The organism is Pseudomonas migulae NBRC 103157 (assembly GCF_002091715.1).
GTDB lineage: Bacteria > Pseudomonadota > Gammaproteobacteria > Pseudomonadales > Pseudomonadaceae > Aquipseudomonas > Aquipseudomonas migulae_A.
In genome coordinates this window covers 17045-29179 of sequence record NZ_BDAG01000059.1, presented here as the reverse complement: position 1 = coordinate 29179, position 12135 = coordinate 17045, and the positions used below count along the sequence as shown (strand labels likewise).

The following is a 12135-nucleotide window of genomic DNA, read 5'->3' as shown; positions in this document are numbered from 1 at the left end:
AGGGGCAGTTTTTTTGGCGCAAGGCTGCGCCGAACCCCGGCGACGAGCGCGGGGGCGGGCAGGGGGCTCAGGTGATTGTTCTTAGAGGGCGGGGGCGTAGACTTCGCGGCCGGCGAACCAGGTTTGCAGCACTTGGGTGTCGTGCAGGGCTTTGTTGTCGACGCTGAACACGTCGCGGTCCAGCACGATGAAATCGGCTTGCTTGCCGGGGCTCAGCGACCCGATCTGCTTCTCCAGGCCGATAGTGCGCGCGGCGTTCAGGGTGTAGGCGTAGAACATGGTTTCGCGGTCGAGACGTTCAGAAGCGTTGAGCACGCCCAACGGGCCGTCGCGAGTGATGGCCTGGGCCATGGCGTTCCACGGGTTTGGCGACGACACCGGCCAGTCACTGGCGCCGGCGATGGTCGCGCCCTGTTTGAGCAGCGAGTGCGCCGGGTATTGATAGCGGAAGGCGAGGGCGCTGACATACGGCTTGATCATGTCCAGCGTGTAGTCGTCGGCGGTGGCCCACAGCAATTGCATCGAAGCGATGACATTGAGCGGTTTGAACCGCGCAAATTCTTTCGGATTAACCATCTGCAGATGCGTGATCGAATGCGTCACGCCGCTCTGGCGATCCTTGCGCGCCTGGGCGATGCCGTTCAACGCCTCACGCACCGCGCGGTCGCCGATGGCGTGGATGTGCACCCGCCAGCCACGCTGATCGATGGCGCTGACCAGTTCACCGAAATGTTTCGGATCGATCAGCAACTCACCCTGTTTGTGCGAGTTGCTGTACGGATCGATCATCGCCGCGCTTTGCGCCGGGTATTCGATCACGCCATCGGCGAAGATCTTGACGCCGGGCAAGGACAGGTTGGGGATGCCCTGGAATTGCTGACGGACCTTGTCCAGCGTGTCGAGATCGGCGGGTACGCTTTTCGGATTGGCCACCAACAGCGCGGCGACGTGGGCGCTCATACCACCGGTTTCGGACAGCGCTTTATAAACGGGCAGCACGCCGACGGTTTTTTCCGTGGGGTTGAGCGCGAACACCGGTTCGCCGGGCGCGGCGTTGGCGGCTGGGTCCATCCACGCGGTAATGCCGAGGCTGTTGTTGTAGCGCACGGCCGATTGCGCGGCTTTGAGCATGTCAGCGGCGCTCGGCACCGGCATTTTCGAGGCGACGCGGTCCCAGCCGGCATCCACCACGAAACCATTGGGACGGCCATCGGCGAGTTTGCCGATGGTGTCTTTCTCGGCGTCCGGCAGATTTTTCAGCAGCGCGGCATCAATGCCGGCGCGTTCGAGCATCGCGTTATTGGCCCACGCGGTGTGGTGGTCGCTGCCGGTGAACACCACGGGCACCTTGGCCCATTCGCCCGTGTTGAATGTTTTGCCAAAGGCTTCGGCCTGCGCCCAATAAGCCGAACTCATGCCAGCCACGCTCAACACATCGCCATGTTTCGCTTTGCCGTCATCCCGCCAGCCGCGCAGGCGTTTTTCCAGCTCATCGAGGTCAACCACCTCGTCTTGCATGTTGGCCGAGACCATTTCCAGACCGCCGAAAATCGCGTGGGAATGGCTGTCGATCAGGCCAGGCATCAATGCCTTGCCGCCAAGGTCGACCACTTTGGTTTCAGCTGTGATCAGGTTTTTGATCAGCGCATCGCTGCCGGCCTGCAACACTTTGCCGTCCTGCACCGCCAGCGCCTGCACCCTCGGGTTGGCACGGTCGGCGGTGAAAATCTTGCCATTGAGCAGCACCAGGTCGGCCGCTGCCATGGCTTCCATCGAGGCAAAACTCACGGCGGCCATCAACAGATTCGGGATGAATCTTTTCATTGAATGTTTCCTTGTTATTGCGTCTGATGGCCAGATTAGTGGCTGACTAGGCGCAGCAGAACGCCTCACTCACGAAAAACGTTTTTGCCTGAATGGAAAAAGCATGGACAAGTTGGGTGCACTGAAAATGTTCGTGGTCACGGCGCAACTGGGCAGTTTCAGTCGCGCCGCCGAGCAGTTGGGCAAGACACCGTCGGCCCTGACCAAGGCGGTCAATCACCTGGAAGCCGAGTTGGGTGCCCGGCTGTTCGAGCGCAGTACGCGCCGAATTTTGCTGACGGAATCCGGGCGGCTCTATCTGGAAACCGCGCGCCAGGTATTGCAGCGACTGGACGAGGCCGGCGAGGAAATCGAGCAGTTGCAGCATGGCTTGCGTGGCAATCTGAAAATCACCGCGCCGCTGGCCTATGGGCAGGCTTTTCTGGATCAGGTCTGCGGCGGTTTTCTGGAGCAATACCCGCAGATCAATCTGCAAGTGGACCTGTGCGATGAGTTCGTCAACCTGCTGGAAAGCGGCTATGACCTCGCGTTGCGCGAAGGCCATGACGATTTGCCGGGATTGATCGCCCGCGTCGTTGGCAGCAATCGCCTGGCGTTGTGCGCCAGCCCGGCGTATCTGGCGCGCAAGGCATTGCCGGTCACGCCGCAAACCCTCGATGACCACGAATGGCTGCTGTATCGCCATCCGTTGCTCAGCCGCGAATTCTGGTGGGCCGAGCGTGACGGGCAGCGTCTGAGCCTGCCACAACCGCCGGCGCCGCGTTTGCGCAGCGACAATTACGACCTGCTGCTGGCCAACGCGCTGGCCGGGCGCGGCTTGCTGCACACGCCGTTGTGGAGTGCCGCGCCGTACATTGCCGACGGGCGGCTGGTGCGGGTAATGGCTGACTACGACATCGATCCGGACAGCTTTGGCGCGCACATTCTGGTGGTGTACCCGAGCCATCGGCGGGCGACCGCGAAAGTGCTGGCATTTATCGATTACATCGCAGACTTCCTGGCCTCACGTGGCTTGGCTCCCCTGTAGAACTCGTCAGCTCCTACAGACAAGTACTTGTCAGGAAAAAGCCGAAAGAGTACAAATGTACTCCATGACGAATCTTACTCCCCGCCGTACCGCCATCCTGACCTTTATCCGTGATCGAATCGCGGAGCACGGCCAGTCCCCGAGCCTCGCTGAAATCAGCGAGGCCTTTGGTTTCGCCTCCCGCAGCGTGGCGCGCAAGCATGTGCTGGCGCTGACCGAAGCCGGTTTCATCGAGGTCAATCCGCATCAGGCCCGGGGCATTCGCTTGCTCGGCCAACCGGCGCGGCCCGAGTTGCTGGACATCCCGGTTCTCGGCCGGGTGGCGGCGGGTGCGCCGATCGGTGCCGATGCCGAGGTGCACAGTCGGTTGCTGCTTGATCCTTCGATTTTTTCGCGAGTGCCGGACTACATGCTGCGGGTCACGGGCGACTCGATGATCGAGGACGGCATTCTCGACGGCGACCTGGTGGGCGTGCACCGCAATCCCGAGGCCTTTAACGGTCAGATCGTCGTGGCGCGGCTCGACGGTGAAGTGACCATCAAGCGTTTCGAGCGGGTCGGCGAGTCCGTTCGCCTGTTGCCCCGTAACCCGGCCTACAAACCGATCATCGTTCAACCCGATCAGGACCTCGCCATCGAAGGGGTGTTCTGCGGTCTGGTGAGGCAAGGGTGATGGGCGCCGTCGTTGCGCTGGACACGCTGTTCAATGGCGGTCAGGTCTGGAAAGGCCGGCCTGCGCCCCCGACCGTCAGCCCGCAACCCACCGGGCATGCCGCGCTGGATGCAGCGTTGCCCACCGGTGGCTGGCCGGAAGCGGCGTTGACCGAAATTCTCCTGGCCGGGCAGGGCGTTGGCGAGTTGCAACTGGTGTGGCCGGCGCTGGCGCGGCTGTCGGCAGCAGGCGAACGCATTGTGCTGGTGGCGCCGCCATACGTGCCATACCCGCAAGCCTGGCAAAACGCCGGGGTCGATCTGCGCCAGTTGTCGATCATCCAGGCCAGCGAGCGCGATGCGCTGTGGGCGGCGGAACAATGCCTGCGTTCGGGCAGTTGCGGCGCGGTGCTGTGCTGGCCGCACAAAGCTGATGACCGGGCGTTGCGGCGCTTGCAGGTGGCGGCGGAAACCGGCTCGACCCTGGCGTTCGCCTATCGCTCGATCAATGAAGCCATCAATCCTTCGCCCGCAGCCCTGCGCATCGCCATCGATGCCAGGCCTGCGCAATTGCGCGTGCTCAAGTGCCGGGGCGGGCTGGCCCGTTCGGCGCCGATTGCCTTCCCCGTGGGGCATTGAGGTTGCCATGCGCTGGGTGTGCATTCTTTTCCCGCAATTGGCGCTGGACGCGGTACTGCGTCAGCGCGCCGACCCCGATGAGCCACTGGCGCTGCTGACCGGTCCGGCGCAGCGTCGGGTGTTGCAGGCGGTCAACGCTTCGGCACGGGCGCTGGGCTTGCGGCCCGGTCAGTCGATGACCGCCGCCCAGGCATTGAGCAAAGGCTTTTTCACGGCGGAATACGACGCTGCCGAGATCGAACACTGGCAGCAGTTTCTCGCCGCGTGGGCCTACCGTTTCAGTTCCCAGGTCAGCGTGCATTACCCGCGGGCGGTGGTATTTGAAATCGAGTCCAGCCTGGGGCTGTTCGGGGACTGGCCGCAACTTGAAGCGCGATTGCGCGCCGAACTCGGCGAGCTGGGGTTTCGGCATCGGATCGTGGCGGCACCGAACCCGGTGGCGGCGCGGATTCTGGCCAATGCCTATGACGGCCTGGTGGTGCCCGACGATCAGGCCTTGCAGCATCATCTGGGGCAATTGCCCGTCGACCGGGTCGGGCTGGAGGCCAGCGTCGCCACGGCGTTGTCGCGCATGGGGCTGCGTACCTTGAGCCAGGTGCAGGCGTTGCCGCGGCAGAGTCTGGCCCGGCGCTTCGAGTCTCAGGTGCTCAAGCACCTCGATGCTCTGTTTGGCACGCGGCGACTGGCCTTGGCGTTCTACCTGCCGCCGGACCGGTTCGATGTGCGCATCGAACTCAATTTCGACGTGCAGTCCCATCAGGCGCTGCTGTTTCCGTTACGCCGGTTGACGGGCGATCTGTCGGCGTTCCTGTGCGGTCGCGACAGCGGCGTGCAGCGTTTCGACCTGCACCTGGAGCACGCCGGGTTGCCGGACAGCGTGATTAAGGTCGGCCTGCTCAGCGCCGAGCGCGATCCGGCAATGCTCTTCGAACTGGCCCGAGGGCGCCTGGAACAGGTCCAGGTCGAGGCGCCGGTGCGCGGTTTTCGCCTGCGCGCCGAAGACTTGCCGGCCTTCGTTCCCCAGTATCAGGAATTGTTCGACGATCGCCCGCAGCAGTCCTTGCCCTGGGAGCAACTGCGCGAACGCTTGCGCGCCCGGCTCGGGGATGACGCGGTGCATGGCTTGCGGTTCCAGGCCGATCACCGGCCGGAGTGCGCGTGGCAGGCCAGTGCCGACAGCCAGCGTTGCGCAGACATGCCGGGCGTGCAGCGTCCGGGCTGGTTGCTGACCGAACCGCAGGCGGTCCATGAAGGTTCGACGCGCATCCTCATGGGCCCGGAGCGTATCGAGTCCGGTTGGTGGGACGGCGACGACGTGCGCCGCGATTACTACCTGGTCGAAACCCGTTCCGGCCAGCAGGGCTGGGCCTATCGTGCAGTCGGTGAGGACGGCCCGCTGTGGTTGCAGGGCTGGTTCGCATGAGCATCGACTACGCCGAGTTGCACTGCCTGTCGAACTTCAGTTTCCAGCGCGGTGCTTCCAGCGCCCTTGAACTCTTTCAGCGGGCGAAAAAACAGGGCTATCAGGCGCTGGCGATCACCGATGAATGCACCCTTGCGGGCATCGTCCGCGCCTGGCAAGCGGCCAGATCCGTAGAACTGCCGCTGATCATCGGCAGTGAAGTGCGCATCGAGAACGGCCCGAAACTGGTGCTGCTGGTGGCGAACCTTGAGGGCTATCAAAACCTGTGTCGGCTGATTACCCGGGCACGGCGGCGCACGCACAAAGGCCAGTATCAGGTGTTGCGGGAGGATTTCAGCGAGCCGTTGCCGGGGCTGTTGGTGTTGTGGGTGCCGGATGCGGTCGATGATTTTCAGAGCGGCCACTGGCTGAAACAGACGTTCGCCGAGCGCCTGTGGCTGGCGGTCCAGCTGCATCGCGGCCAGGACGACAGCGGGCGATTGAGCGCATTGCTGACGCTGGCGCGGGAATTGCGAATCCCGGCAGTGGCCAGCGGCGATGTGCACATGCACACCCGTGGCCGACGCGCCTTGCAGGACACCATGACCGCGATCCGTCATCACCTGTCGGTGGCCGAGGCCGGATTGCGCCTGCACCCCAATGGCGAGCGGCATCTGCGCAGCCTCGATGCCTTGCAATCGATCTACCCGCAAGCGTTGCTCGATGAAACGCTGACCATTGCCCGGCGTTGCACCTTTGATCTTGGCCAGTTGCGTTATCAGTATCCCCGCGAGCTGGTGCCGCAGGGGCAGACGGCCACGTCCTGGCTGCGTCATTTGACCGACGAGGGGATCGCATGGCGTTGGCCAAAAGGCCCGCAAACCAAGGTACTCAAGCAGATCGACAAGGAACTGGAGCTGATTGCCGAACTGGGTTACGAGAGTTACTTTCTGACGGTTCACGACATTGTCCGGTTTGCCCGTGACCAGCACATTCTTTGTCAGGGACGCGGTTCAGCCGCCAACTCGGCAGTGTGTTTCGCGTTGGGGATCACGGAAATCGATCCGGATCGCACCACGCTGTTGTTCGAGCGCTTTCTTTCAAAGGAGCGCAACGAGCCGCCGGATATTGATGTGGACTTCGAGCACGAACGCCGTGAGGAAGTCTTGCAGTATGTGTTCCAGCGTTATGGCCGGACCCGCGCGGCGCTGACCGCCGTGGTCAGCACGTATCACTCGGCGGGTGCGGTGCGCGATGTGGCCAAGGCGCTGGGTTTGCCACCGGATCAGATCAATGCCCTGGCCGACTGCTGCGGTCACTGGAGTGATGAAACGCCGACCGTGGAACGCCTGCGTGAAGGGGGTTTCGATCCCGACAGCCCGGTGTTGCGCCGGGTGCTGAGCCTGACCGGGCAACTGATCGGTTTCCCCCGGCACCTGTCCCAGCACCCGGGCGGTTTCGTCATTTCCGAGCAGCCGCTGGACAGCCTCGTGCCGGTGGAAAACGCGGCGATGGCCGAACGCACCATCATTCAGTGGGACAAGGACGATCTGGACGCGGTCGGTTTGCTCAAGGTCGATATTCTTGCGCTGGGCATGCTCAGCGCGATTCGCCGTTGTTTCGATCTGCTGCGCCGTCATCGCGACCTGGACTTGAGCCTGGCGACGGTGCCCCCCGAAGACTCGCAAACCTACGACATGATCGGCCGTGCCGACACCATCGGCGTGTTCCAGATCGAATCCCGGGCACAGATGTCGATGCTGCCGAGGCTTAAACCCCGGAATTTTTATGACCTGGTGATCGAGGTGGCGATCGTTCGGCCGGGGCCAATCCAGGGTGGCATGGTGCACCCGTACCTGCGACGGCGAAACAAACAGGAGCCTGAGACTTACCCGTCACCGGAACTGGAAGCCGTACTCAAACGTACGCTCGGCGTGCCGTTGTTTCAGGAGCAGGTCATGCAAATCGCCATCGTCGCCGCCGACTATAGCCCCGGCGAAGCCGATCAGTTGCGCCGTTCCATGGCCGCCTGGAAACGCCACGGAGGCCTCGAGCCACACAAGGAACGCCTGGCCGCCGGAATGAAGAAAAACGGTTATACGCCGGAGTTCGCCGCGCAGATTTTCGAGCAGATCAAAGGTTTTGGCAGCTACGGATTCCCCGAGTCCCACGCCGCCAGTTTTGCCTTGCTGACCTATGCCAGTTGCTGGTTGAAATGCCACGAGCCGGCGGCCTTCGCCTGTGCGCTGATCAACAGCTGGCCCATGGGTTTCTATAGCCCGGACCAGATTCTGCAGGACGCTCGTCGGCATCATTTGCAGATTCGCCCGGTGGACGTGCGCGCCAGCGACTGGGATTGCAGCCTTGAACCGATTATCGGCGCGCAGCCGGCGATTCGCATGGGGCTGCGGATGATCAAGGGTTTTCGCGAAGACGATGCGCGGCGTATCGAAATCGCGAGGTCGAAGGGAGCATTTATCGACATCGCCGACCTTGGCGAACGGGCGCGGCTCGATGCCCGTGCGCAGGAGCAACTGGCCGACGCCGGCGCATTGCGAGGGCTGGCCGGTGACCGGCATCGGGCGCGCTGGGAAGTGGCGGGGGTGCAGAAACAATTGGGTTTGTTCGCCGGTTTGCCGAGCCAGGAAGAGGACGCGGTGGCGTTGCCAAAACCCACGGTCGGCGAAGACCTGCTGGCCGATTACAACAGCCTCGGCACTACCCTCGGTCCGCATCCGCTGGCCCTGTTGCGCGGCGAATTGAAAGCCCGACGCTGCCGCAGTTCGAAGGAGCTGCTGGAGGTCGAGCATGGCCGACCGGTCAGCGTCGCCGGGCTGGTGACCGGTCGACAGCGTCCGGGCACCGCCAGCGGCGTGACCTTCGTCACCCTTGAGGACGAGTTCGGCAACGTCAACGTGGTGGTCTGGCGCGACCTGGCTGACCGGCAACGACAGGTGTTGGTGGGATCGCAGTTGCTCAAGGTCGATGGGCGCTGGGAGAAGGAAGGCGAGGTGCGGCATTTGATTGCCGGGCGTTTGAGCGACCTTAGCCCGCTACTTGACGGCATCAACGTGCGCAGCCGGGATTTCCATTGAAGGATCATGCCGTTAATTTTCTGCACAACACTGAACCTGTAGGAGCCGGCTTGCTGGCGAAGCGGTGGTGGCCGTGATGACGCCATCGCCAGCAAGCCGGCTCCTACAGGTTGTGGTGACTTTCTGATTATTTAGCCTCTGGCCAAAACCGTTCGCCACCGCCCGGCGCGTCCGTCCACGCCTGCAACGAGCGGGTCGGTAAATCGAAATAATCCCGGGTACGCGCATACCCATGTCCACCCATCCGCCCAATCGCATCGAGCCCCAGCTGATCGATGTACAGGGTTTTCGGGTCGATCAGTTCATCCCGCACATGGGCCATCAGCACTTCGCCGAAGATGATCTCCCGCGACTGCCCGATGGACAGCGCCATCATCCGTCGGCACTCCAGCGCCACGGGCGCCTCGCCGATGCGCGGGCATTTCACCGTGGTGCCGGGAATGGCCGTGAGGCCGGCGGCGGTCAGTTCGTCGAAGCCGGGAGCGAAGGGCACGGCGCAGACGTTCATCGCTTCCACCAACGCATCGCTGACGATGTTGACGGTGAATTCCTGATTGAGCTGGATATTGCGGGTGGTGTCCTTGGGGCTTTGGTCGCCGTAGTTCTCAACGCCCAGTGCGAGGATCGGCGGGTCGGCCGACAGCGCATTGAAGAAGCTGAACGGCGCGGCGTTGATCCGTCCTTCGCCATCGATCGTGGTAACCAACGCGATGGGGCGAGGCACCACGCTGCCGATCAGAATCTTGTATTTGTCCCGCGCACTCAGGGTGCTGAAGTCGAAGCTTTGCATGGGCAGAAATCTCTAGAGTAGGGGATTCATTGCGCTCAGTGGCGCGTGCGCGCTGTAGTCGTCGGCGAACGGGATGGCCGGTTTGAACAGGGTTTTCCAGTCCGGTTGGCCAAAGGCCCGATCGCTGTGGCTGCGCATCAGTGTTTCGAATTGTCGTTGGGCCTGGCGTTGCAGGGCGGGGTAGTCGACGCCTTGAACCTGGCCGTCCTGCATCACGCAGCGGCCATCGATGTAGCTGGCGATGCAGTCGTCACCGCGCCCGGCCAGTACCAGGTTTTTCAACGGATCGAACAGCGGCCCCAAATGCAGGCCGCGAAGGCTGAACACCGTGATGTCGGCCTTGCACCCCGGCGCCAGTCGGCCGAGGTCATCACGCCCCAGCGCCTTGGCGCCGCCGAGGGTGGCAGCGTTGTACATGTCCAGCGTGCTGGTCAACGAACTACCGCCCTCCATCAAGCGAGCGATGTTCAACCCCTGACGCATGTTGTCCAGCAAGTCCGCCGGCCAGGTGTCAGTGCCCAGCGCAAAGTTGATGCCCTTGGCCCGATAGCGCCCGAACGAGTTCAGCGCCTCGCCGTCCCGGGCAAACACCACCGGGCAATGCACCAGGCTAGCGCCGCCATTCACCACCCGTTGCAGGTCTTCATCACCGTGGGTGTAAATGCCGTGGGGCAGCAGGCTGCGTGGTGTCAGCAGACCCCATTGCTCCAGCCACGCCAGCGGCGAAACACCGCGTAATTGCTCGACCATCGCCACTTCGCCAAGGCCCTGACAGCAATGCAAACGCATCGGTGCGTTCAGCTCACGGCTCAGCGCGGCGGTGCGTTGCAGCAGCGCCGGGGTGCAGGTCTGAATGCGATCCGGCAGCAGCGCGCCACGAATCAGACCGTCATGTGCACCGTCGAAGTCCTCGAAAAACCGCGCAGCCGCGTCGAGCCCGGCCATGCCCCGGGCTTCATCCCAGTGATGCCCCAGGCTTGCATCGGCGCGCCAGTAACTCATGCCACTCATGTAGCAGGGGCCAAGGTAAGTCCGCAGTCCCAGCTCGGCTGCCACACCGGCCACTGCAGCAAATTCGTCGTAGGTCTCGGCCCACTCGCGGTAATACATCGAGGTGATCGGCATGGCGGTGGTGATGCCATTGCGGATCAGCTGCGTGAAGGCGTAGCGGTACTTGAAGACTTCTTCATCCGCGGTGTAACTCTCCCGTGGACCGCCGGCCAGATAGTCTTCGGACCACATTCGGCCCATGTCGCGTTCATCGCCGTTGTCCAGGGTCAGCACCGTGGAGTCGAGGTCGCCGAGTGCATCCAGATCAATGAAACCGGGACCGATCAGCGCGTTGCCGTAATCGATCCACTGATCCACCGGGCCGGCATAATCCCTGCCGACAAACACGATGCGCGAGCCTTCGAACACCACTTCGCCGTCGCGCCACAGCACATGTTGCGTGCCGTCGAAACCGACCACGCAGCTGCTTTTCAGGCCGATGCATTTCACAAGCGGCTGTCCAGCAGTCGGCCACCCGCGGCTATCAACTCGCCGCGCCGATAAACCTGGCGCACGGGCCGCGACACCACGGCTTCACCCAGCGTCTGTACCGGCATCAACAGGAAGTCCGCCGGTTGACCGACCTCCACGCCAAAATCTTCACAGCCCAACGCCAGCGCGCCATTCACGGTCGCCGCTGCAAACGCCGCCGCGAGCTCCTCGTCCTTGTTCAAGTCGAAACGCAGCGCCAGCAGCATCGCCCGTTCCAGCATGTCGCCGTTGCCCATGGGCGACCAGGCGTCACGAATACCGTCGGAACCCAGGCACACATTCACCCCGGCCTCGCGCAATGCAAGGAACGGTGGTACCGCGCAGTCGGCGGGTGCCGAACTCATCAGCGAAATTCCCAGCGCCGCCAGCCGTTCGGCCACCGGTTTGACCTGGCTCCACGGTAGCATTCCGAGGCAATACGCATGGCTGATCATTACCCGACCATGACGCCCGTAATGCTCGGTGTAGTCGGCGATCAGCGCGATTTGCCACAGGCCCAGTTCACCTTTGTCGTGCAGGTGAATGTCGACACCACGGTCGAATTCGCTGGCCAGTTTGAACACGAAATCGAGCTGGGCGACGGGGTCGTTGTCGATGCCGCACGGGTCGAGACCGCCAACATTTTCCACGCCCAGGGCCATGGCTTCGCGCATCAGTGCGGCGGTGCCAGGGCGGCTGATCAGGCCGGTTTGCGGGAACACCACCAGTTGCAGGTCGATCAGGTCGCGGTAGCGTTCGCGCAGCTGTTGCATGGCTTCGACATGGCGCAGGCCGAAATCCGGGTCGATGTCGACGTGGCAACGCATGGTCAGGGAGCCGCGTGCAATGCAGTTTTCCAGCAGAGCCCCGGCGCGTTCGGCGATAGGGCTTTTCACGTCACGCAGCACTCGGCGCTCGTTGGCGATGTAATCCTTGAGCGTCGGTCCGGCGCTGTTCGGGCGCCAGGGTTGGCCCCAGAGGGTTTTGTCGAGGTGGACGTGGCTTTCGACCAGGGCCGGGGTGAGGAGCTGGTTCTGGCCGTCGATGTCGGTGGCGGTCAGGGCCGCGGACGATGCCGGGCGACGTTGCTTGAACAGACCGTTTTCGATCAGCAGGTCTTCGGCGGTGGAGCCGTAGGGGCGCACGTTGCGCAGCCAGCGGGGTTGGGTCATTGCATACCTCGAAT

Annotated in this window: 9 protein-coding genes; 5 read left to right on the top strand and 4 right to left on the bottom strand. The window is 63.1% G+C overall.

The features are described from left to right. Positions 1-81: 81 nt before the first annotated feature. Positions 82-1824 (bottom strand): amidohydrolase, encoded by a 1743-nt coding sequence (locus tag PMI01S_RS28790; RefSeq protein WP_084323466.1) that lies wholly within the window; start codon positions 1822-1824, stop codon positions 82-84. A gap of 103 nt (positions 1825-1927) precedes the next feature. Between PMI01S_RS28790 and PMI01S_RS28785 the strand changes: the two genes are divergently transcribed. From PMI01S_RS28785 to PMI01S_RS28765, 5 genes are read left to right on the top strand one after another with little or no spacing between them, the layout of a single operon-like run. Next, a complete protein-coding gene (locus PMI01S_RS28785; RefSeq protein WP_084323465.1) occupies positions 1928-2851 on the top strand; it encodes a LysR family transcriptional regulator in 924 nt (307 codons plus the stop codon). Positions 2852-2906: 55 nt separating this feature from the next. Beyond that, positions 2907-3524 (top strand): transcriptional repressor LexA, encoded by a 618-nt coding sequence (lexA, locus tag PMI01S_RS28780; protein ID WP_084323464.1) that lies wholly within the window; start codon positions 2907-2909, stop codon positions 3522-3524. Next, on the top strand, positions 3524-4141 hold the full coding sequence (gene imuA, locus PMI01S_RS28775; protein WP_084323463.1) for a translesion DNA synthesis-associated protein ImuA: 618 nt from the start codon (positions 3524-3526) through the stop codon (positions 4139-4141). The genes lexA and imuA overlap by 1 nt, the downstream gene beginning before the upstream one ends. Before the next feature lie 7 nt (positions 4142-4148). After that, positions 4149-5564, top strand: coding sequence for a Y-family DNA polymerase (locus PMI01S_RS28770; protein WP_084323462.1), 1416 nt, complete (start codon positions 4149-4151; stop codon positions 5562-5564). Beyond that, positions 5540-8638 carry an error-prone DNA polymerase gene (locus PMI01S_RS28765; protein WP_208603348.1) on the top strand — a complete coding sequence of 1033 codons (3099 nt, stop codon included), beginning with the start codon at positions 5540-5542 and terminating at the stop codon, positions 8636-8638. The genes PMI01S_RS28770 and PMI01S_RS28765 overlap by 25 nt, the downstream gene beginning before the upstream one ends. A gap of 127 nt (positions 8639-8765) precedes the next feature. Here PMI01S_RS28765 and PMI01S_RS28760 read toward each other — a convergent pair whose 3' ends face one another. The 3 genes from PMI01S_RS28760 to PMI01S_RS28750 are packed head-to-tail and all read right to left on the bottom strand — an operon-like array spanning position 8766 to position 12121. Continuing rightward, on the bottom strand, positions 8766-9428 hold the full coding sequence (locus tag PMI01S_RS28760; protein ID WP_008031517.1) for a flavin reductase family protein: 663 nt from the start codon (positions 9426-9428) through the stop codon (positions 8766-8768). 12 nt (positions 9429-9440) lie between these two features. Beyond that, complete coding sequence (locus tag PMI01S_RS28755) at positions 9441-10928, bottom strand: amidohydrolase family protein (protein ID WP_084323460.1); 1488 nt, start codon at positions 10926-10928, stop codon at positions 9441-9443. Next, entirely contained in the window at positions 10925-12121 is a 1197-nt protein-coding gene (locus PMI01S_RS28750; RefSeq protein ID WP_084323459.1) for an amidohydrolase family protein, read from the bottom strand. Before PMI01S_RS28750 ends, PMI01S_RS28755 begins: the two co-directional genes overlap by 4 nt. Positions 12122-12135 lie beyond the last annotated feature (14 nt).

Excerpts from the sequence above, each read along its gene's own strand:
- PMI01S_RS28790 (WP_084323466.1), bottom strand. The coding sequence starts at position 1,824 with ATGAAAAGATTCATCCCGAATCTGTTGATGGCCGCCGTGAGTTTTGCC.
- PMI01S_RS28760 (WP_008031517.1), bottom strand. The coding sequence starts at position 9,428 with ATGCAAAGCTTCGACTTCAGCACCCTGAGTGCGCGGGACAAATACAAG.
- PMI01S_RS28785 (WP_084323465.1), top strand. The coding sequence starts at position 1,928 with ATGGACAAGTTGGGTGCACTGAAAATGTTCGTGGTCACGGCGCAACTG.
- PMI01S_RS28750 (WP_084323459.1), bottom strand. The coding sequence starts at position 12,121 with ATGACCCAACCCCGCTGGCTGCGCAACGTGCGCCCCTACGGCTCCACC.
- PMI01S_RS28770 (WP_084323462.1), top strand. The coding sequence starts at position 4,149 with ATGCGCTGGGTGTGCATTCTTTTCCCGCAATTGGCGCTGGACGCGGTA.
- lexA (WP_084323464.1), top strand. The coding sequence starts at position 2,907 with ATGTACTCCATGACGAATCTTACTCCCCGCCGTACCGCCATCCTGACC.
- imuA (WP_084323463.1), top strand. The coding sequence starts at position 3,524 with ATGGGCGCCGTCGTTGCGCTGGACACGCTGTTCAATGGCGGTCAGGTC.